A 23,803-nucleotide genomic window follows, 5' to 3' on the forward strand; every position below is an offset into this window, starting at 1 on the left:
TAATTTATATATTACAGCAAGGAGGACTTCTTGAATGGCATTTCCAAAAGGATTTTTATGGGGTGCAGCAACAGCATCCTACCAAATAGAAGGTGCTTGGAATGAAGATGGGAAAGGTGAATCAATTTGGGACAGGTTTTCCCATGAAGTTGGTAATGTTATGTATAATCACAATGGTGATGTTGCATGCGACCATTACCATAGATACAAAGAAGATGTTGCATTAATGAAAGAACTTGGTATAAAAGCATATAGGTTTTCTTTTTCATGGCCAAGAATTTTTCCAAATGGTTATGGTGAGGTAAATACAAAAGGCTTAGAGTTTTATAAAAATCTTGTTGATGAACTTATCAATAATGGTATTGAACCTGTTGCTACGCTTTATCATTGGGATTTACCACAAAAGTTACAGGATATTGGAGGGTGGGCATCAGGACAAGTAGTTGATTACTTTGTTGATTATGCTACTTTTGTAATAAAAGAATTTAAAGGCAAAATTAAAAAATGGATTACTTTTAATGAGCCTTTATGTGTTGCTTATTTAGGATATATGTGGGGTATACATGCACCTGGGATTAAAGACTTCAAAACTGCCATGATTGTAGTGCATAACTTAGCTTTAGCTCATCATAAAGTTATTAACAAAGTAAGGGAAAATGGCAGTGATATTCAAATAGGTCCTACAATAAATCTTGGTCCTATGTATTCTGAGGCTGAGAGATTAGGGTTAGAGGTTCCTGAAGAAGAGAAAAAAGCAATCCATTTTAGTCATCAGTTTTCTAACCAGCTATTTATGGATGCATTTTTAAAAGGCGTATATCCCAAAGAGGTTTTTGAAAAGCTTATTGAAAACAACACATTTACCAAAGAAGATGTTGACAAGTTTTATAAGGAACTTTCAAATGTAGCTGCAAAAAGTGATTTTGTAGGTATTAACTACTATACTCGAAATGTAAAGAGCTATAATCCAAAGGCTCATGGCTTAGAACCACTTAATTCAACTCATCCAGAAGGTGAATATACCGAAATGGGTTGGGAGGTTTATCCACAAGGTTTATATGATATACTAAAGTGGGTAGCAACTGATTATCCCAATATACCAATATATATAACAGAAAATGGTGCTGCATATAATGATGTTGTGACTAATGATGGTCGTGTTCACGATGAAAAAAGAATCAACTATTTAAAAGGACATTTTGAAGCAGCAGAAAGACTTATTAATGATGGAGTTGATCTTAGAGGATATTTTGTATGGTCATTTATGGATAACTTTGAATGGGCATTTGGTTATACAAAGAGATTCGGGATAGTTTATGTTGATTTCAATACATTGAAAAGGATTAAAAAAGATAGCTTTTATTTCTATAAGGAATTTATAGAGAAAAATTCATAAAAAATAAAAGGGTCATAGTTTCGATATATTTTAGCATTTTGGGAAACTATGACTTTTTTATTTGTAAAATACATACAAAGATTGTTGACAGAATTACAACATTATTAATACTATAAAAATAACAAAAATTAAGAATCCTTATTAATACAATATATAAAATATAACAAAATTAAACAAAATAAGAAGGATATTATTAAAAACTGTTGAATACAATATATGTAGTAAATTATCTTACAATCGATTTCAAAAATTAAATTAAATCATTTCTATAAATTTCAAACTTATTTGGGAGATTTAGATGAGTAGTAATTCAGACAATTCAAAAACAATAAAAATGAAGGATGTAGCCAAACTTGCTAATGTATCACCTTCAACTGTATCAAGAGTGCTGTCAAATAGCCCGTTTGTGAAAGATGAAACAAAAAATAGAGTTTTACAAGCAATAGAAATTCTTAAATACAGGCCAAACAGATTAGGAAGAAATTTAAGAAAATTAGCTTCTAAAATGATAATGGTAGTTTTTCCTGACATTACAAATCCATTTTTCGCAAACATTATTCAAGGTGTAGAGGATATAGCACGGCAAAAAGGCTATTATGTTCTTTTAGGAGATACCAGAAATGATATTAATATTGAAAAAGAATTTTTAGAACTTGGGAAAGAAAAGCTGGTTGATGGAATTCTACTTGCAACTGCACGGGTTCCTAAAGAGGATATTCTAAATGCAAGTCTTCATGTTCCATTGGTCTTAGCATGTGAATACATTAAGGAAAATAACATTTCAACAGTGTCTATTGATAATATAAAAGCTGCATTTGCTGGAACAAAACACTTAATTGATTTAGGACATCGTAGAATTGCATTTATAAATGGACCTAAAAAAATTATACTTAGCCAAGATAGATTGGAAGGCTTTATTAAAGCATGTAAAGAACACAAAATACCAATAAATAATGGCTTCATAATAAATGGGGATTTTAGTATTGAATCTGGTTATCAGATTATGAATAACTTGTTAGAAATGAATAAAAAACCAACTGCTGTTTTCTCAGCAAATGACCAAATGGCAGTTGGAGCTATTAAGGCTATTAAAGATAAAGGACTAAAAGTGCCAGACCATATAGCTATTGTTGGTTTTGATGATATACCTTTAAGCACAGTGATTGAACCACAGCTTACAACAATATCACAACCTAAGTATGAAATTGGTAAGCAAGCTATGCAATTATTGATAGAAAAGATCGAAGAAAAAAACTATAAAAATAAACAAATAATTCTACCCCATAATCTTATTATTAGAAAATCATGTGGATTTGCTAATTTTTATTAGCTTAGATTATAAATACTCTCATGAGTATTTATAAAATAAAAAATTTGGGGAGGTTAAATTTTATGAGAAGGCTAAATCTTAAAAGGGTCATTTCATTTGTAACAATCTTTGCATTTATTTTAACATTATGTATCTTCTATACTCCATTTAAAGCACAAAGTGCAAGTACAGCAAAATCTAAAGCAACAAAGAAATATAAAATTGGTTTATCCTTTCCTGCTGCTGACCATGGATGGCTTGCTGCTGTAATAGTTTATGCAGAACAGCAAGCAAAAGAACTTGGTGTAGATTATATTCTTACAACTGCAGATAATCCAAATAAACAAACAAATGATATTGAAGATTTAATAGCTCAAAAAGTTGACGCAATAGTTATGCTTCCTATCGAATCTGACCCAATGACACCAGTTGCAAAAAGAGTTAAAAAAGCTGGTATTCCACTTGTAGTATTTGATAGAGAGTTAAATAGCCAAGATGTTACTATTACAATTCGTGGTGATAACAAAGGTATTGGATTAAATGCTGGTAAATATATTGCTTCTGTATTAGGTGGAAAAGGAAATGTTGTTGAAATAACTGGTGTTCCAAGCTCTGTTACAACACTTAGAAGTCAAGGGTTTAGAGAAGCAATAAAAAAATATCCTAATATAAAGATTATATCAAGTCAATCTGGCATGTTCCAAAAAGAAAAATCATTAACTGTAATGGAAAATATACTACAGGCTCAGCCTAAAATTGATGCTGTATATACACAAGATGATGAAATGGCATTAGGAGTTTTACAAGCTATTAAAGAAGCAAAAAGAACAGACATTAAAGTAATAACTGGTGCTGGTGGTGCAAAAGATGCATATAAGCTTATTAAGGAGAATAAAACTCCATTTAAAGCAACATTCACATATTCTCCAATAATGGTTAAAGAGGCTGTTAAATGGGCTTATAAGATATTAAATGGCGAAAAGGTAAAACAAAAAGTAATTACATTACCAGCTGAGAAAATAGATAAAACAAACGTTAATAAAGTATATAACCCTAAGGCACCATATTAATGTAAAAAGATTGCTGACCTAAAATTGGAGGACTTCCAAGTTTTTTTGGAAGTCCTCTGCAGTTTTGCAATAAAGGAGTTGGTTTTTAATGCTTTTAGCTTTAAAAGGTATTTCAAAATCATTTAATAATAATCCAGTATTAAAAGATATTAGCTTAGAATTTAAAAGTGGAACAATTCATGCTCTTTTAGGCGAAAATGGTGCTGGGAAAAGCACACTTTGCAATATTATTGGTGGAGTATTAAAGCCTGATAATGGAGAAATATTTATAGAAGATAAAAAAGTTCACATAAATTCCCCAATTGATGCTTTGAAAAATGGTATAAGCTATATACATCAGGATTTTATGTTAATTGACCAACTAAACATTATGGAAAATATTTTTCTCGGAAGATTATTCAAAAAAGGGGTTTTCATAGATAAGAAAAGGCTTTATGATGAAACAAAAAAACTTTTAGATGATATTGGATTAGATTTAAGTGGAAAAGAGCAAGTTGCAAATTTGTCAACAGCATATAAGCAGATGATTGAAATAACTAAGGCACTTTCAATAAATTCAAAGATTATTTTAATGGATGAGCCAACATCAGCTCTTACTGATGTTGAAATTGAAAAATTGTTCAATATTATGAGAAAACTTAAAGATAAAGGGATTTTGATACTATATATATCTCATAAGCTTAATGAAGTACTTTCGATTTGTGATTCTTATACTGTATTAAGAGAAGGTAAAGTTGTAAAGAGTGGGGATATTAAAAGCACATCGAAAGAAGAAATTGCTCGTATGATGGTAGGTCAAGAGATAAAAGAAATGTTTAATATTTCAAAAAGCAATATGACAGATGAAATTATTTTAGAAGTTAAAAATTTACCTTTAAAAAAATACAGAACAAGTATTAGTTTTTATCTTAAAAAAGGAGAGATACTTGGGTTTACCGGATTAGCTGGAGATGGTAGAGATGAACTTTTTGAAACACTTTACGGTTTGAACAAAGAAAAGAGAAAAGAAATTCTTATAAATGGGACTTTCAAAAACCTTAAGTCTCCTAAAGATGCAATAAACAATGGTATAGCCTATCTACCAAGGGATAGAAAGGATAATGCGATATTTCCTGTTATGAAGGTTAGGGATAATATTACTATTTCAGCACTTAAAAAATATAGTAAGTTTGGAATAATTCAAAAAACAAAAGAAAACAAAAACATTAAGGAAATAATAGATAGATTAAAAATAAGGACATTATCACAAAACGTTGAGATAAAAACTTTAAGTGGTGGTAATCAACAAAAAGCAATGATTGGTCGATTATTAGAAACTAATTGTAAAATTTTAGTTTTTAATAACCCAACACAAGGTGTTGATATATTAACTAAAAAAGAAATTTATAGTCTTATAAATGACTTAGCAAACCAAGGGAAAAGCATAATTGTTCTTTCTGGTGAACTACCAGAAATTTATGGATTATGTGATAGATATTATATTTTATACAAGGGAGAGATAGTAGGGGAATTCAAGAAGAATGAAATTACTCAAGATCAAACAATGGAATACATGATTGGGCTAAAAAAAGATAACAGTAGTAGACAAAGGGAGGCTTACAAATTATGAAAGATGCTAAAAAGATAATACAAGATTACAGTATATTAATAGGATTTATTTTATTATGTATCATCGCTTCTTTAGCTTCTAATGTTTTTTTGACACCTCAAAACATAATTAATATTTTAAGACAATCCTCAATTATTGGTGTTATATCAATTGGTATGACTTTTGTAATATTAGCTGGTGGGATAGACCTTTCTGTTGGATCAAGTTTAGCTCTTATAGGTGGGATATCATTAATCACACAAAATTCCACAAATAGTGTTGCATTAGGTATTATAACAAGTATTCTATTGGGGATATTAATTGGAATTTTTAATGGTGCTATATCTACTTATGGTAAAATACCACCATTTGTTGTTACATTAGGTTCAATGGCAATAGCACGTTCATTAATTCTCTACATAGCTAATGGTGGTAGTATCTCGGGTAATTTAGAGAGATTTGAAGCATTTGCTAATAGTTATTTCTTTTTTATTCCAACTCCTGTAATCATTTTTGTATTAATCACATTAATAGGATTTTTTGTTCTTGAGCAAACACCATTTGGCAGATATGTTTATGCAATAGGAGGTAACGAAAGAGCTGCAAGGCTTTCTGCTATAAATACTAGTCTGATGAAAGTTATTATTTATTCAATATGTGGACTAAGTGTATCCATTGCATCATTGATTGAAACATCAAGGCTTAATTCTATTTCAGCATCAAGCTCTGGAGTAAGCTATGAACTTGATGCTATTGCTGCAGTAATTATAGGTGGAACTTCATTATCAGGAGGAAAAGGAAAGGTAATTGGAACATTTATAGGAGCTATTTTATTAGCAACAATTAATAATATTATGAATTTGATAAACGTATCACCATATCTTCAGGGCCTTGTAAAGGGAATAATTATAATTATTGTTGCTTTACTACAGAAGAAAACAAGTAATGAATAATATTTGGGAGGTGAGGTGTAAAAATGAAAAATGTGAAAGTAGGTATTATTGGCACAGGATTTATTGGACCAGCACATATTGAGGCATTAAGAAGACTTGGATTTGTTGATATAATTGCATTAGCTGATATAAATCTTGAAGTAGCTAAGCAAAAAGCTGATTTATTTAACATAAAAAAATATTATGGTGATTATAAAAAACTTCTGGAAGATAATGAAATACAATCAGTTCATATATGCACACCAAACTTTCTTCATTATGAGATAGCAAAAAATTCATTATTAGCAGGAAAGCATGTAATATGTGAAAAACCTCTTGCAATCTCAATAGAAGAAGGCAAAGAACTTGTTGAAATTGCAAGGAGAGAGAAATTAGTTAATGTAGTTAATTTTAATTTAAGATTCTATCCACTTATTCATCATCTTAAAAAAATGATTGATAATGATGAATTAGGCAATATCCTTGCTATAAATGGGTCATATCTTCAAGATTGGTTGCTTTATGATACAGATTTCAATTGGAGGTTACTCAAAGAATATAGTGGTAACTCAAGAGCTGTTGCAGATATTGGTTCACATTGGATGGATTTAATTGAGTTTGTAACTGGTGTCAAAATAAAATCTGTATTTGCTGATTTTGCAACATTTCATACAAAAAGAAAAAAGCCAATTAAAGAAAGTGAGACATTTGCCGGAAAAATAGAGAATTTATCAGGATATGAAGAAATTGAAATAACAACAGAAGATTATGCAACAGTATTATTAAGATTTACAAATGGTGCTCATGGTTCTTTAACAGTAAATCAAGCAGCAGCAGGTAGAAAAAATAGACTTTACTTCGAAATATATGGCTCTAAAAAAGGTGTTGCTTGGAATTCTGAAAGACCAAACCAGCTTTGGATAGGTGAACGTGATAACCATAATGGAATATTAATGAAAGATCCATCTTTAGTGGACAAATATGCAAGAGAAATAATAAGTTACCCTGGTGGTCATATTGAGGGTTTCCCTGATACAATAAAGCAAATGTTTGGAAAGGTTTATAAGTATATTTTGAATGAAAGCTATCTTAAAAATGAAAAAGAAGATTTTCCAACATTTTATGATGGACTTAGAGAAATTTATGTATGTGAAGCAATTCTCCAATCTGCTAAAAATAACGTATGGATACATATATAGTATATAAATATACACTTTTTTCATTGACAACATAGAATATTTCATGTATATTTTTATAGGGAAGATAAATAAGCGGAGAGATGGCCGAGTGGTCGAAGGCGCATGACTGGAAATCATGTGTACGGAATAAAATTCGTACCGTGGGTTCAAATCCCACTCTCTCCGCCATATATGAAAAATAATAGCACTACATGATTTATGAGATAATTTTAATTAATCGTGTAGTGCTTTTTTATTAAATTGATAAAGGTAAAATTAATTTAAGCACACAAAGACATTTACACACCCAATTCCTTAGGCAAATATCCTTCAAAGATAATATTATCACAATATTGTCTTGCTATTTTTTCATCTTCTTCACTTTTGATTGTCCAACCCAATAATGGGATATTATGAATTTTAATTTTGTTCATAAGTTTATCTGGTATGTGCCAAAAGCCATATGAAATGAAGTCTAAAGTTTCAATTGTATTGAACCAAATATTTTCATCTTCAATGATATCGCAAGCAAGTTGCCCAATGATAATATCGGGATCCTGTTTTTTAAACCAAAGTAATGATAATGGATTAAATGATTGTATAGCATATTTTCCTTTGTAATTTTTTAAAATCTTTAATAAATTTTCTTCTAAAGATCCTACATCTCCTTCATTTTTAATTTCTATTAATAATGGCACACTTCCAGCCACAAGTTCTAAAACTTCATTTAATAGTGGTATTTTATGATTAAAATTAATATCATTATACAAACTATACTTGCTTAATTCATCATATGTGCTATTCTCAATAATGTTATCAATTCCTACTAATCTTTTTAAAGAATTATCATGAAAAACAATAACTTGATTATCTTTTGTAATTCTTACATCTAACTCTATTGGATACCCATATTTAATAGCCTTTCTAAATGCTTCTATTGAGTTTTCAGGGCATTCTATATTATTATTATGCAAACCTCTATGTGCTATTGGCTTATCTAATAACCAATTTAAATCTTTTTTCATTGGCATTCTCCTTTCTTACACTAATATTATACACTATGGAACAATTCTTCTGATATATAAGTTGTGCTTTCATTTTTATTTTATTTTTTTCAACAGAAAATAATCTTTGGGAAATAAGTTATGCACATAGTTATCCACATTATCCACAATTAATTTATTAACAATGATTAATTAATCCACATTTTATTTTTATAAATTATTTTCTAAGAATGTATTTAATTAAGATTAAATATTTCAATTTTTTAATTAACATTATAAAATAATACTGTAATTAAATTTTATCGAAAGGTGGCTTTTGTATGGAGGAAATGATTAATTTTAGTGAAATTAGCCTTGAAAATTGTTTAAAAGTTCAAGAGACAAGCAACTACTTAACAATTAATTTTTATGACCCAAATGGTTTTTTATATTTTGATGTAAGTAAAAAAGAAATTGAAAAATACAAATATTTTATAGTTGATGTAGAAAATCAAGAAAATTTTTCAGTAGGAATAACATTTGATTTTTGCGAAAATGAAAATAATAACAAAAATAATATATTAAGAATATTAATAGGGATATTACCAAAGTTAAAAACAAGAATATGTATACCGTTTGAGGTATTAAATGGACAAACTCTTTTTTTAGATAGAACTCCAGGAAGACTAAAAGCTGTTGTTCAAGGGCATAAAATTGATATTAGTAAATTAGCTATTATCAAAATAGGCATAATTAAAGCTTTTAAAAATGTTAATGTAAAGATATATAATCCAATTCTTACAGATATACAACCTGAATATCCATTACCAGATATTAAATATGTTGATGAATTTGGGCAATTAACCTTTAAAGATTGGACAGATAAAACAAAGTCTGAGGAAGAATTAAAGACATTTCTTTTATCAGAATTAGAAAAATCAAGTGAAATTAAATCATTTCAAAATAATAATTTAAGTGGATATGGTGGCTGGAAAAATAGAAAATTTCATGCAACAGGTTTTTTTAGGACTGAATTTGATGGTAATAGATGGTGGTTAGTTGATCCTGAAGGGTATGCATTTATAAGTATTGGACTTGATTGTGTAAACCCTGGTGAACATGCAAGAGTAACTTGGATGGAGAAATTATATTCAAAATTGCCAGAGAAGGAAGGCATAATAAATGATGCATGGGATATTTATAATGAGAATGGTATAGAAGATAAATATTTTAGTTTTGGAATATATAATTTGATTAAGATTTTCGGACAAAACTGGTGGGAAAGTTGGGCAAAGATAACAAAATCACGTATGTATATCTGGGGCTTTAATACAATTGGAAATTGGACAGATCTTAAATTTATAAAGTATGCAAAAATGCCCTATGTCCTACCTCTTGAAAATTTTCCAACAACAAAAAAGACTATCTTTCGTGATTTCCCTGATGTTTTTTCTAATGAGTATAAAGAAAACTCTGAAGCATTTGCAACTCAACTTAAACAGTTTGAAGATGATAAATATATGATTGGATACTTTTTAACCAATGAACCTCATTGGGCATTTGTGGATAATCTTAATATTGCTCAAGAGATGTTGGAATGTGATTTTGAATTAGCTTCAAAAGATGCATTTATTGATTTTATTTCTAAAAAATATAATAATGATATCAAATTGTTTAATAAAAGTTGGAACTTATCGTTAAATAATTTTGCTGAACTTAAAAAACCTATCAAAAAAGCATCAAGGTTATCACAAAATTCCAAAAATGATCTTGAAGAATTCAGCAAGTTGATGGTTGAGATGTTTTGTAAAGTTCCTTCAGAAGAAACAAAGAAGGTTGACCCTAATCATTTGAATCTTGGTATGAGATTTGCATGGATATCTAGTGATGCGTTATATGCAGGTAGCAAATACTTTGATGTATTTTCTATAAACTGCTATCAAATGGATCCATATGAGGATATAGATAAAATAAGTAAGAATGTTAATAAACCTATTTTGATAGGTGAATTTCATTTTGGAGCATTAGATAGAGGGCTTTTGGCAACAGGACTAAGAGCAGTAAAAACTCAAGAGGATAGAGGTAAGGCTTATCAGATCTATATGGAAAGTGGAGTTAGCCACAAAAACTTTGTTGGTGCGCATTATTTTATACTAAATGATCAAGCTGTATTAGGTAGGTTTGATGGCGAAAATTATCAGATTGGTATAGTTGACGTATGTCATAAGCCGTATAAAGAATTTGCTGATTTTATTGTAAAAACCAATTATGGTCTTTATGAAGTGGCAGCAGGACGTAGAAATAAAAGTAATCAATATCCTATTGAGATTCCAAGAGTGGCCTTTTAAAATAAATACAAAAAACAGGGTACATCAGGAGGTATACCCTGTTTTTTTATATCCACCTATTTTTCAACAGGAAATAACTTTGGGAAATAAGTTATTCACATAGTTATCCACATTATCCACAGATAATTTTTTAACAGACCTTTAAAGTGTAACTGTGGATTATGTAAATTTTGTGGATAATAAATTATTGCAATAAAAATTAAAATATTGGAATGTTTAGATGATATATTTCTTATATAATAAATCTAATTAGTAAAAGGTATTGATTTGTAATAATTATTTTATAAAAATAAAAGGAGGAATGAATATATTATGAATATGGATAAAGAAGTTGAGATTTTGTTACATCCAAAAAAACAAATGGCAATTAATAATCCAGATGAAAACTATATTGAGTTTGAATGTACATTAGACACTGATAATGAGTTTAACTTAATTATTAACTATAAATGCCTTGAATCATTTTCAAGCCTACTTTTACATATTAATGGTTATTGCTATGGGGATTTTGGATTGTTTAAAAATGAACAACACAAAGATATAAATTTAGCTTCAATAAAACTAAATAAAGGTACAAATTTAATTAAAATTGAAAGAAGATGGGGAAGTCCAGTTGAAATAAAATATATTAAACTTCTATCAAAGAAAAATGATATAAATATTAGACCAAACTTTGAACTTTCAAATAAAAAGGCTAATGACGAATGTAAAAGACTAATGGAATATTTTTCTAATATATATTCTAATAAGATAATTGCAGGGCAGCACACCAATTCTGCAGTAGGGCCTGAAATGGCATTTATTAAATATAAAACTGGTCAAATGCCTGCACTTAGGGGTTTTGATTTTTTAAGTTATACTTCAAATACAATAACAAATGATATGAGTGCTCATGGGTTAATTGAGGTTGAAATAAATAAAGGTTCTGTCGAGGCTGCAATAAAATGGAATAAAGATTATGGGGGAATAGTAACATTTTGCTGGCATTGGTATGCACCAACAGGAGGGATTGACAAGACATTTTATACAAAGAATACCGATTTTGATGTAGAAAGAGCACTTATTACTGGGACAAAAGAAAATGAACTTTTAATCAATGATATACGAATGATTGCTGAACAGTTAAAACGTCTTGATGACTTAAATATACCAGTTTTATGGAGACCTTTACATGAAGCTGATGGTAGATGGTTCTGGTGGGGAGCTAAAGGGCCAGATCCTTATAAAAAGCTTTACTATTTATTATATGATATACTTGTAAACCATTATAAACTTAACAATCTCATTTGGGTTTGGAATGCACCTCAAGAAGAATGGGTAATTGATAGTGATTATTTTGATATAGCAGGTGTTGATATGTATGCACCTCAAAAGAATTATGGACCATTAAGAATAAACTATGAAAAGATATGTGAACTCACAAGTTACAAAAAACCAGTAACATTATCAGAAAATGGACCTATTCCTGATCCAGAGATACTATTGGATACTAAAACATACTGGCTCTGGTTTATGCCATGGTTTGGTGATTTTGTTTTGTCAGAAAATTTCAGCACATTTGAACATTTAAAATATGTATACAACCACGAGAATGTTATTACATTAGATAAGTTTGATCTATTTAGGAAATAAGAAAAAGGAGGCTAAAATCACTTTGATTTTGCCTCTTTTATTTTTGATTATTTTTTCTAAATTCATGGGCACTTGTTAATTTATACTTCTGAAAAACTCGTGCAAATGTAGAATATGAATCAAACCCAACTTCAAGTGCAATATCTGTTATTGGTTTATCTGTTGAAGTTAATAATGCACATGCATTTAATATCCTTATTTCATTTAAAAAATTATGAAAATTAGTTCCAACAAGTTTCTTAAATATTTGGCTTATGTATGACTGACTTAAGTGATATATATTAGATAATTTTTTTAGACTAACATCCTCGTTGTAATGTTGGTGAAGGTAGTAAACAATATTCCAATATTCTGGATTTACGTTTAATGTATCACTTTTTATTACATTTTCTTTTTCTTGTCTTCGGGATTTATCGAAAATGGTTATTACTTCGATAATCTTAGCTTTTTTAATAAGTTCACTCCAAATATCATAGTTATTAGAATAAGTCAAAAGCTCAGAAAAAATTAACTCTATTTTTTCCATTTCATTTTTATTAAATTGATGTGCTAAAGGGATTTCCTCTCCATAATCAAGTAAAAGTTTTGCTATGTCAAAAAATAAAGCGTTTGGGGCGAAAAGAGCTTCAAATGCTATTGCACCAACATATATACATAATGGATTTTTGCTATCATACTCAATTTTGTGAACCTGATAAGGAAGTACAACAGACATTGTTCCTGGTTTTAATACATGCCTTTTTGAGTTAATTGTTTCAAATCCTTCACCCTTCAAAACATACATAAACTCAATGTAGTTGTGCCTATGAGGAATGAAATAGCCTGGATCTTCTTGATAAGTACAAAAGCAGGTTTTTACCTTATTATTATTCAAGTCTCTTATATCATCAAAACAAACAGGATAGTCAGACAAAATAACCACTCCTAAGAGTTATATTATAAAAAATTATATCATTTACAAAAAGGCCATACAAACATTAAGTTCATATGGCCTTTTCCTTTAGTTAATCTTAAATACTTTAAATGTTGTTGGTTCTATTTTAATTCTATATATTTTTTCATTATTTAATAGATTTTCAGTATACTCTATTCCATTAATTGCATCTATTAAACTTTTATTTTTATCTTTTATATGAACTGTCACAACACTTCTATATGGTAAGAATGACTCTAAAATAAATGTATTGTTATCGTATAAAAATATACCTAATTTTTCTTCTCCATCGATATAAAAATCAAAATCTGACATAAATATTTGCCTAATGTAAGTTAGTACCTCTTTAGGATAGTAATATAAATCTGAGTAATTATCAGGTATGACAAGAGTATAAATCCGTCCCTTTCCGTATGTATCTTCTGTTAATATAGGAAAGTTATTTTCACCACTTACTGAAACAATAAGCGGCCAAGTTGCATTGTTCCTATATTCCAAAACAGGGATAATTATTTTCTCTTTGCTATATTCATATCTTTCAAATGCACAACCTTCAGCTTGAATTGCAAATGTATTTGCAACTACTTTTTTATCTGTATATCTAAGCGAAGTCAAATCTTCTACACCAAAGCCTTCCATTTTCTTTACAAAACCAGAGGTCATAATAATATTTCCACCATTTAGTAGATGGTTTTTAATCTTATCAATTATATTTTTATCTTTTGAACAATTTGCAGTAATAAATATTGTATTTTTTGTGTTAGGGAAGTAATGTAATGGTTCAAAAGGAATACCTACCATACCTAAATAATCATAAAGGTGGTCTTCACCATATGAATGAAAAGGTTGATAAACATATACCCCTTGAGGATTTCCTAAATATCCAAGTAAGTTATCCAATCTTTCTAACTCATGGCCAAGAGGTGGAACAAACACAGAGTTTCTTAAAGAATTAAAATCAAACAAAGTAAGCTCTTTTGCTTTTGAAAATACAGTTAAATAAGCTTGCTCTAAATAATATCCTAAATTATAAATACAGTCAAAAGAGTCAAACCAACCACCACCATTTCGATTTGGTGCAAGGTTTTCAAACCATCTCATTAAAGAATAGCTAAGATATCTTGATAAATGTTGCTGTGTATATTTTGCATCACGAGTTTCAGTTCCAGTATAAACTTCATCAAATATATTTATTTGTGTTTCGGGATTATAACCTGTTTCTTGATAAGATTCATTCCAGTTGGGATACTTTATTATCATATTAACAGAAGGGTTTATTTTCTTAGCCGGTTTTACAATGTATTCTTGAGAAACTTTAGTCATAAGATTGAGTCTAAACTCTTCCCATGAAAGATTACCCTTCTGCTCAATGCAGCTTGGGCATGAACAGTTAGTAAAATAAAAATCATCAAAAATAATCTCATCAAATAATGAGGCTGTATATTCAACTATTTCTTGTAACCTTGTTAATAATTTTTCATTAGTATAGCAGAATGTATGGAATATTCTTAAATCTTTATATGGATCTATGTTGTCATAATCAATTGTTGCAGTAATACCACCAGATGTTTTAATACTTTCATTTTCAAAAATATTTTTTATTTCAAGCATCTTATTTTTTGGCACATCATCATGTCCTCTATGGGTTTCAAGATATACCTTTGATATTTTTAAATGTTTTTTAAAGAATGAGATATCTTTTTTTAAATCTTCAATATTTATTTTATTTAGAAATCCAGCAGTGCAGTAAATTGCAAGATTAAAATGATTATAGTTCATGTAAAATAATCCTCCTTTTAATGTGAATTAATTTTATATTTTATTATAACAAATTATAACATGATTAATTTAAGAAATTACCTAAAAAAATAAATAATTTATAAAGATTAATGTTAAATATTTCATTTGAAAATATTGAGAAATAATAATAATATAAAGGTACATATATTATGTAAACTGGAGGAATTGTAATGAAAAAGGTTTTAAGAACATTTATTTCTTTAGCTTTAAGCTTTACTATTCTTCTAACTTCTATTTTTGCCATTTCTGCACCTAAGAAGAAAACAACAATAGGTACCACTACAACAAACACCACAACAACGTCAACAACCACAACAGCTTCTACAACAACTACAAACACACAAAAGACAGTCTTGGGATTTACGACCTATTATTACACAAATGATTCCTCATCGCTAAATTCATTACAAAATAACTATTCAGCTATTAATGAGATTGTAACAGCAACTCATGTAACAGATGGCTATGGCAACATAACAGGGTTAATACCTGTAAGTCAAATAACCTATGCAAATGATAAGAATATTACGCCTATGATTATGATAGGAAACAACTTTGACGGGAAAGTGGCACAGATACTTCTTGAAAGTGAAGCAAACAGAAAAAACTTCATAAACAACTTACTTAATATTATTAAAAACAATGGATATAAAGGTGTTAATATAGATTTAGAAGGGGTATATTATTATGACAGAAACTATTATACTACATTAGTAAGTGAAGTTTATAATACACTGAAACCTTTGGGCTTCAAAGTTACAATTTCAGTTCCAGCAAAAACTTATGACAGTTTGACTAATTCATGGAATGGTGCATATGATTATAAGGCGCTTTCTAATTATGTAGATGAGATGATTATTATGACTTACGATGAACATTATCCTGGCGGTTCACCTGGACCTGTTGCTTCAATTGGATGGGTTGAAAATGTTATAAAATATACATTAACAGTGGTTCCAAAAGAAAAGGTTCTTTTAGGTGTTGCAGCATATGGTTATGACTGGTCAAGTTTAGGTACAAAGGCATATTCAATAAATGGATGCTATTCATTAGCTCAAAAGAATGGTGCTGCAATTATATGGGATGATATTTCCAAAACCTCATATTTTAATTATGTGGATTCGAGTGGGATTAGTCATTCGGTTTGGTTTGAAGATGCAAAAAGTCTCCAATATAAAATAGAATTAGTAAACAAGTATGGTTTAAAGGGTATAGGGATTTGGAGATTAGGACTTGAGAATAGTGAATATTGGGGTATGATTAAATTGAAATTTAATAAGTAAAAAATACAAAGGAGCTTAACTTTTTAGTTTGGCTCCTTTGTAATATCATTTTTATATACATAGTACATATTTGCAAACATATAATTTGAACACTTTTGTGGTTTTATCAAAATACAATATTGACAAAATTACTGATTAGTCGTAAAATATAATTGTAAACAGTCATAAAACAACATAATACATATTAAAACCAGTCAAAATCAGTCATAGCTATTAACACCATAATGGTGTTAATGATAAAAATAATTTTTGGGAGGAGTAATTATGAAGCACTCTAAAAAGATTATTACTATTTTACTTATCTTATGTTTTTCATTTACACTTTTCTTACCAGTTGCTTTCTCTGCTACATCAAGTGCAAAGGGAAAGGTTATACTTGAATTCTGGTCATTTTGGGGTTCGGCTACAAGAAGGCCAATAATTGAGAAAATGGTTAGTGATTTTAATAAGTCTCAAAACAGAATATTTGTCAAATATGTTTTTGTTCCATGGGGAGACATATGGACAAAGAACTTAGCTGCGATAGCTGCTGGCAATCCTCCAAATGCTATAATCAACGATATAAACACAGTTGCCCATAGAGCAAAAAACAAACAAAATACAGACCTTACACCTTTTATTGGCACAGGTGATCTTAGCAAAAGATACTTTCCAGCACTTTGGAAAACAGTTTTATACAATGGCAAACCTTATGCATTGCCATTTAATACAGACACAAGACTTTTATTCTACAACAAAAAGCAATTTAAAGAGGTTGGTTTAAATCCAGAAAAACCACCAAAGACATGGGCAGAATTAGAAAGCTATGCTAAGAAGCTTGATAAAAAAACAGGTGCATTTTATACTAGAATTGGTTTTTATCCATTATATGGAAACTATGGAGCAACTAGCTGGATGATTAATGCTGATAAAGGAAGAAACTTTATTACTGATGATGGACAGATATTAGTAAATACACCTGCAAAGGTTCAAGCTTTAGAATGGATCAACAAATGGACAAACAGACTTGGAAGAAATGCAGTAAATGCATTTCAGGCACAATTCGGTTCAGCACAAGCAAACCCATTTATAGCTGGTAAGCTTTCAATGATTGCTGAAGTTGCTACATTCTACACACAAATTAGAGACTATGGAAAGGACATGGAATGGGGTGTTGCACCAATTCCTGAAAAAACACCTGGCAATGGCAATTGGAGTTGGGGTGGAGGTTTCGTTGCTGAAATTCCTTATGGTGCAAAGCATCAACCGGAATCATTCCAATTCATAAGATATTTAACAGATGTCCAAGCACAAAAATATTGGGCAATAAAGAACTTTGATATAGTTGCTAATGAAAGAGCATTTAAGGATGCTGAAATGATGAAATTACCGGTATTACAGGCTGCAAAAGAAAATATGAAATGGACAGTTATAACTCCAATACCAATATATGCTCCTGATTATTTAAGTCTTATAAATCCTAATATAGATGCAGCTTTACTAGGGAAGATGACTCCAAAGGCTGCTCTTGATAAAGCTCAAAAAGCAGTTGAAGATTTAGTAGCTCAAAATAAAAAATAATGATTACTGAATTTTTATGGTGGCTCAAATATATGAGCCACCAAGTTTTTTAAAAAGTGCAATATTTCAAAGGGGGAATATAGCTTGATTAGAAAAAATAATAAGATGTCTTCATTACAAAAAGCTGAAGAGCTACAAGGTTTTATATTTATACTTCCATGGATAATTGGTTTTATTGCATTTACTATGGGTCCTTTGCTTTTTTCTCTTTATGCAAGCTTTACAGATTATAATATAACTTCAAAAATGAATTTTGTTGGATTAAAGAATTACATTACAATGTTTACAAAGGATCCACTTTATTGGACGGCTTTAAAAAATACTATCTATTATGTCGTAATTGAGGTTCCATTAAAGACTATTATTGCTATATTGTTAGCTGTTATGATGAATCAAAAGATATACGGTATCAAACTATTCAGAACAGTATTTTATTTACCTTCAGTACTTTCAGGTGTTGGTGTTTATATTCTATGGATGCAAATGTTCAACCCAACATCAGGTCTTGTTAATACTATTTTAGGTTTTTTTGGTATACAAGGACCAGCATGGCTATTTGATCCAGCATGGTCTAAACCTGCGGTTATTATAATGAAATTATGGGGTGCTGGTGGGACTATGTTGCTTTTTTTGGCTGCACTTCAAGGTGTTCCACAACAGCTTTATGAATCTGCTGAGATAGATGGTGCAAATGCAATTAGAAAATTCTTCACAATTACATTGCCTATGATAACGCCAGCAATATTTTTTCATGTTGTTACTAGCTTAATAGGTGCATTTCAGATATTTCAAGAAGCATATGTTATGTCACAAAATGGTGATGGTGGACCTGTAAGTTCGTTGCTATTCTATAATCTGCATTTATGGAATAAAGCCTTTGAGGTTTTTGATATGGGTTATGCCTCTGCGATGGCATGGGTATTATTTGCAATAGTAATGGTTCTGACAGTTATAAATCTTACTGTATCAAAATATTGGGTTTATTATGAGGGAGGAGAAAAATAATGCAACAGGGCAATATAATAAAGCCAAAGATATATCAGACGAGACAATTTAAAGAATCAGTCACAAAAATAATTGTAACAATAATTCTTTTAGCTGGTGCATGGGTAGCAATAATGCCGCTTTTATGGATGTTTTTTACTTCTGTAAAATCAATGGAAGAGATAATGTCATATCCTCCTACATTTTTTCCAAAGAAGTTTATTTGGAGAAACTATATAGATGCATGGAATTCAGCTCCATTTACAAGATATACTTTAAACACATTATTTTTAACAACAATTGGTGTAATATCTCATGTTATTGTTAATTCCTTTATTGCATATGGTTTTGCAAAGATTGGATTCAGAATGAAAAGTAAATTGTTTACATTAGTTCTTTCAACAATGATGATACCAGGTTTTGTAACCTTAATACCAACATATATTTTATTTGCTAAGTTAGGTTGGGTAGGAACATATCTACCACTAATTGTTCCTGGATTCTTTGGAAGTGCGTATGAAATATTTCTTTTAAGACAGTTTTTTATGTCTCTACCAGATGAGTATGTAGAAGCAGCAAAGATAGATGGTGCGAACCATTTTTACATATGGGCAAAACTTATGGTTCCACTAATAAAACCTGCCCTTCTTACCGTAGGTATAATGACCTTTAATGGAGCATGGAATGATTTCTTAGGCCCATTACTTTATGTTAATAATGAAATGATGTATACATTACAGATTGGTCTGCAAAACTTTAGAGGTACTGTTCAAACTCAGTGGCATTATTTAATGGCAGCCTCAGTACTTGTATTATTACCAGTTATTATTATATTCTTTGTATTCCAAAAATACTTTATAGAAGGAATGAACATACAAGTGGGTGTCAAAGGTTAATTTGTAGCTTTGGAAGGTGAAAAGATGAAAATTGATATTCAAAACAATCAAACTATTATAAAAGCAGAAAAGTATAAGCTGATATTTACTTTTAATCATCCATTGGTTAAATTAGAAGTGGACGGGCAAGATGCAGTTGAATTCTTCCCTTTTTCACAAGTAAACGCTTTAGATGGTATTGATGATACTACTGCAATTGGAATTTGGGAAGTAGAAGAAGAAGACAAAAAGATAATTGTAAAAAATAGGTGCAAGAGCAGTATTTGGGATGAAAAGATATATAAATTTATCTGCACTAATGAAAATATACACTATCAGATTGAGATAAAAGGCAATAATAGAATTACTGACATAAAGTACTTTGGTGGCAATATGTCTGCTATAGTTAGATGGGGTTCTGGCTTTTTTTATTCAAAACAGGATTTTGAAAAGTTATTTAATCCAGAGCCAAACTCTCATGAACAGAATATATTTGAACCATCAATATTTACAAAAATTGATATAATGGGTGTTCCATTACCTGCAAAGGGAGATTGGTTTTTTACTCCGCCTCCATTTTGTTACTCTTTTAAACTAAAAGATAAAGAAAGTTATCTCTCATTTGGTTTAGAAGCAAAACCTTTTGAAAATTTATATAACTATTTTAATTATGTTGGGACTACACAGGCATTTTATCTTGAGACATCTTTAGAAGGTTACAAAGATGTAGAAGGATTTTACACATTACCACAGATTGGAATATACTTTGGTAATGGTTTTTATAATACAATTGAAAAACATTCCCAATATCTATGTGACTATGTTTATGAAATAAAAAAGAAAAGTGATATATATGAGTGGTGGAAAAATCCAATCTACTGTGGATGGGGTAGCCAATGCTACAAAGCAAAGATACTAAATAAAAATGCTCCTGAGCTATCAAGACAAGAACTCTATGAAGAATTTTTAAATACCTTGGAAAGTCGTGAACTTAACCCAGGAATAGTAGTTATAGATGATAAGTGGCAGAAACAGTATGGATTAAATGATGTAGATACTGAAAAATGGCCTGATATGAAAGGCTTTATACAAAAAAGACATGAAAAAGGGCAAAAGGTTTTACTGTGGCTTAAAGCATGGGATACAGAAGGGCTTGATAGTGAATTGTGCATAACTAATAAAGTAGGTGTAAAGGTAGCATTTGATGTTACTAACCCAAAATTTGAGACTATGCTAAGAAACCAAATAAGATATATGTTATCAACTGATGGCTTAGACGCAGACGGTTTTAAAATCGACTTTACTGCAAGAATACCAGCAGGGCCTGGACTTCTTAAATATTCATGGCAGTGGGGATTAGAACTACAAAAGAAGTATCTTGAGATATTATATACAGAAGCCAAGAAAGCAAAAAATGATGCTCTTATAATGGCACATACGCCACATCCATATCTTTCTGAGTATATTGATATGATAAGGCTAAACGACATAAATGTAGGTAAAGATATTCTTAGTGCAATGAAACATAGATTTATGATAGCAAAAATAGCTTGTCCTGATGTATTAATTGATACAGACAACTGGCCAATTACTGATAAAAAAACATTACTGGAATACATTAAACTACAACCAGAATTGGGTGTTCCATCACTTTACTATGCTACACATGTTGATTCAACAGGTGAAGAATTAGATATATCCGATTATTTGATGATTAGAAGCATATGGAATTCTTATTGCCAAAAGATAAAATAACAATTACGGAGGTAAATTTATGAGTAAGGTTATTGGTATTATTCATACTACTCCTGCTACAATAGACCTTATTAAAGAGCAGATTAATATATATTTGCCAGATTCAAAGGTATTTAACATTGTTGATGATAGTATATTACCTTCGTTAATAAATAAAAGTATGTCTATTGAAAAAATAAAGCAAAAGTGGTTCTCGTATGCAAAATACTTAAGTGAGCTTGATTGCGATATTATTATAAGTGCTTGTTCATCAGTAGGTGAAATAGCTGAAGAGGCTAATAAATTTATAGGTAAACCTGTAATTAGAATTGATGATGAGATGGCAAATCAAGCTGTTTTGAAAGGCTCTAAAATAGCTGTATTAGCAACATTAAACACTACATTAGAGCCTACTAAAAATTTAATCTTTAAAAAAGCAAAACAAATAAGTAAAGAGATTAAAATTGAATCATATATAGTTGAAAATGCCTTTGAAGAGCTGACAAAAGGAAATAAAGAAAAACATAATCAACTGGTAACTGAAATGATATTGAAATTAAAAGACCTTTATGATGTTATAGTCTTAGCTCAGGCTTCAATGTTTAATATAGTAAAAGATAATCCTAAGTTAAATGTTGAAAATATATTAACAAGTCCCAGTTCAGTGATAAGGAAAATAAAAGAAATATTGGAGAGTAAATAAATGAGTTTGCTTGGGATAGATGTTGGCTCAACTAATATTAAAGCAGGATTATTTGATATTAATGGAAATCTACTTTGTGTTTCGTCAAGGTTTACACCAACTCATATTGATAAAGATGGTTTTTATTATATTAATCCTGACAAAGTAACAAGTATAATTATCGAGCTATTAAATGATATAAGCCAAAAAGGATATAATATAACCTCTATTGGTATAACCTCCATGGCAGAAGCAGGTCTATTATTTGATGTAAAAAATAATCGACCTGCAACCCCAATTATTCCTTGGTATGATAAAAGTTGCATTGAATATGTGAATAACTTTATAAGTAGATATGATACTGAAAAAAGGTTTTATGAAACAGGAGTTTATCCAAGTTTTAAATATGGAATTTTTAAGATTCAATGGCTTATTGATAAATATGGTTTAGATGTGAAGAATTTAATATGGCTAAATGTTGCTGACTTGGTTGCATTATTCTTCACAAACAAAGCTTTTACAGATTATTCATTGGCAACAAGAACATATGCGTTTAATATTGTAAAAAAACAATGGGATAGCAATCTACTAACTGAGCTTAAAATACAAAATATCTTTCCAGAATGTGACTGGGCAGGTTTAATAACATACAAAATAAAAGAAGACTTTAATAACTATGGAATATCAAAGAATGCAAAAGTTGCGATAGCTGGCCATGACCATCTTTGTGCTTCAATTGCAGTGGGAGCAGATGATTTAAAAACAGTATTAGATTCAATAGGTACTGCTGAAACATTAGTTGGAATAAGAGAAAACACACCACTAAATAAAAATGATAGAGAAAGTGGTATGTCTTTCGGATGTCATATTTTAAAGGATAAACTTTACTGGATGGGCGGATTATCAAGTTCTGGTGGTTCAATTGAATGGTTTAGAAAAAAGTTTTTAAATGGGGTTGATTATGATAAGTTAATAGAACTATTAATAAATGAGGATAAACCTACTGGTATTTTATATTTCCCGTATCTAAATGGAAGTGGAGCACCAAAGCCAAACATTAATACAAAGGCTGTATTTATTGGAATAGATAGTGAGACTTCAGAAAGCAGACTACTAAAGGCAATAATAGAAGGAACAAACTATGAAATAAAATGGATATATGAGATGGTTGAGAAATATATAAACAGTTCTATTGAAAATATAGTTGCAGTTGGTGGAGGGACAAAGAACAAATATTGGATGCAGACAAAAGCGGATATTTTGAATAAAAAGGTTATAACATTTAAAGTTGCTGATATAACATTACTTGGAGCTGCAATAATAGGTGGAATTTCTAATAATGTTTATAAAGATTTGAAAGACGCAAAACAAACTGTTAGTAACGTTATCGATGAGATTTATTATCCAAACAATGAGTATATAAATGAATATGATAGATATTTTGCAGAATATATAAATTTACAAAACTCTTTAAGATCATATTACGATAGAATTAACAATTGTGGGGTTGATTAA

18 protein-coding genes and 1 tRNA gene are annotated in these 23,803 nt (G+C 29.8%); 16 read left to right on the forward strand and 3 right to left on the reverse strand.

Annotated features, from left to right (window positions below; genetic code table 11):
* Positions 1-34: 34 nt before the first annotated feature.
* The 7 genes from ACAG39_11345 (at position 35) to ACAG39_11375 (ending at position 7,662) form a co-directional block, all read left to right on the forward strand.
* Entirely contained in the window at positions 35-1,396 is a 1,362-nt protein-coding gene (locus ACAG39_11345; GenBank protein MEZ0537827.1) for a GH1 family beta-glucosidase, read from the forward strand.
* Between the two features lie 298 nt (positions 1,397-1,694).
* Positions 1,695-2,726 (forward strand): LacI family DNA-binding transcriptional regulator, encoded by a 1,032-nt coding sequence (locus tag ACAG39_11350; GenBank protein MEZ0537828.1) that lies wholly within the window; start codon positions 1,695-1,697, stop codon positions 2,724-2,726.
* A 62-nt stretch (positions 2,727-2,788) separates the two neighbouring features.
* Positions 2,789-3,775 carry a substrate-binding domain-containing protein gene (locus tag ACAG39_11355; protein MEZ0537829.1) on the forward strand — a complete coding sequence of 329 codons (987 nt, stop codon included), beginning with the start codon at positions 2,789-2,791 and terminating at the stop codon, positions 3,773-3,775.
* A gap of 88 nt (positions 3,776-3,863) precedes the next feature.
* Entirely contained in the window at positions 3,864-5,384 is a 1,521-nt protein-coding gene (locus ACAG39_11360; GenBank protein ID MEZ0537830.1) for a sugar ABC transporter ATP-binding protein, read from the forward strand.
* Positions 5,381-6,316, forward strand: coding sequence for an ABC transporter permease (locus tag ACAG39_11365; GenBank protein MEZ0537831.1), 936 nt, complete (start codon positions 5,381-5,383; stop codon positions 6,314-6,316). The genes ACAG39_11360 and ACAG39_11365 overlap by 4 nt, the downstream gene beginning before the upstream one ends.
* A gap of 23 nt (positions 6,317-6,339) precedes the next feature.
* Complete coding sequence (locus ACAG39_11370; GenBank protein ID MEZ0537832.1) at positions 6,340-7,494, forward strand: Gfo/Idh/MocA family protein; 1,155 nt, start codon at positions 6,340-6,342, stop codon at positions 7,492-7,494.
* 74 nt (positions 7,495-7,568) lie between these two features.
* Positions 7,569-7,662: transfer RNA gene (locus ACAG39_11375), tRNA-Ser, on the forward strand.
* Between the two features lie 110 nt (positions 7,663-7,772).
* On the opposite strand, the gene ACAG39_11380 is transcribed toward ACAG39_11375, so the two are convergent.
* A complete protein-coding gene (locus ACAG39_11380; GenBank protein MEZ0537833.1) occupies positions 7,773-8,498 on the reverse strand; it encodes a glycerophosphodiester phosphodiesterase family protein in 726 nt (241 codons plus the stop codon).
* Positions 8,499-8,797: 299 nt separating this feature from the next.
* On the opposite strand from ACAG39_11380, the gene ACAG39_11385 reads away from it, so the two are divergent.
* Positions 8,798-10,804 carry a beta-galactosidase gene (locus ACAG39_11385; GenBank protein MEZ0537834.1) on the forward strand — a complete coding sequence of 669 codons (2,007 nt, stop codon included), beginning with the start codon at positions 8,798-8,800 and terminating at the stop codon, positions 10,802-10,804.
* Positions 10,805-11,116: 312 nt separating this feature from the next.
* Positions 11,117-12,436, forward strand: a complete 1,320-nt coding sequence (locus ACAG39_11390) for a glycosyl hydrolase (GenBank protein ID MEZ0537835.1) — start codon at positions 11,117-11,119, stop codon at positions 12,434-12,436.
* A gap of 37 nt (positions 12,437-12,473) precedes the next feature.
* On the opposite strand, the gene ACAG39_11395 is transcribed toward ACAG39_11390, so the two are convergent.
* A complete protein-coding gene (locus tag ACAG39_11395; protein MEZ0537836.1) occupies positions 12,474-13,349 on the reverse strand; it encodes an AraC family transcriptional regulator in 876 nt (291 codons plus the stop codon).
* A gap of 87 nt (positions 13,350-13,436) precedes the next feature.
* Positions 13,437-15,149: a permease gene (locus ACAG39_11400; protein ID MEZ0537837.1), complete on the reverse strand. Its 1,713-nt coding sequence runs from the start codon at positions 15,147-15,149 to the stop codon at positions 13,437-13,439.
* 191 nt (positions 15,150-15,340) lie between these two features.
* Here ACAG39_11400 and ACAG39_11405 point away from each other — a divergent pair, with 191 nt between their 5' ends.
* The 7 genes from ACAG39_11405 (at position 15,341) to ACAG39_11435 (ending at position 23,803) form a co-directional block, all read left to right on the forward strand.
* Positions 15,341-16,453 (forward strand): glycosyl hydrolase family 18 protein, encoded by a 1,113-nt coding sequence (locus ACAG39_11405; protein MEZ0537838.1) that lies wholly within the window; start codon positions 15,341-15,343, stop codon positions 16,451-16,453.
* A gap of 264 nt (positions 16,454-16,717) precedes the next feature.
* Positions 16,718-18,013 carry an ABC transporter substrate-binding protein gene (locus ACAG39_11410; protein ID MEZ0537839.1) on the forward strand — a complete coding sequence of 432 codons (1,296 nt, stop codon included), beginning with the start codon at positions 16,718-16,720 and terminating at the stop codon, positions 18,011-18,013.
* Positions 18,014-18,118: 105 nt separating this feature from the next.
* Entirely contained in the window at positions 18,119-19,018 is a 900-nt protein-coding gene (locus tag ACAG39_11415) for a carbohydrate ABC transporter permease (GenBank protein MEZ0537840.1), read from the forward strand.
* A complete protein-coding gene (locus tag ACAG39_11420) occupies positions 19,018-19,893 on the forward strand; it encodes a carbohydrate ABC transporter permease (GenBank protein MEZ0537841.1) in 876 nt (291 codons plus the stop codon). The genes ACAG39_11415 and ACAG39_11420 overlap by 1 nt, the downstream gene beginning before the upstream one ends.
* Before the next feature lie 24 nt (positions 19,894-19,917).
* Positions 19,918-21,627, forward strand: coding sequence for a TIM-barrel domain-containing protein (locus tag ACAG39_11425; protein MEZ0537842.1), 1,710 nt, complete (start codon positions 19,918-19,920; stop codon positions 21,625-21,627).
* A gap of 19 nt (positions 21,628-21,646) precedes the next feature.
* Complete coding sequence (locus ACAG39_11430; protein ID MEZ0537843.1) at positions 21,647-22,309, forward strand: aspartate/glutamate racemase family protein; 663 nt, start codon at positions 21,647-21,649, stop codon at positions 22,307-22,309.
* Complete coding sequence (locus ACAG39_11435) at positions 22,310-23,803, forward strand: L-fuculokinase (protein ID MEZ0537844.1); 1,494 nt, start codon at positions 22,310-22,312, stop codon at positions 23,801-23,803.

The sequence above is a fragment of the Caldicellulosiruptoraceae bacterium PP1 genome, assembly GCA_041320695.1.
Classification (GTDB): domain Bacteria; phylum Bacillota; class Thermoanaerobacteria; order Caldicellulosiruptorales; family Caldicellulosiruptoraceae; genus JBGGOQ01.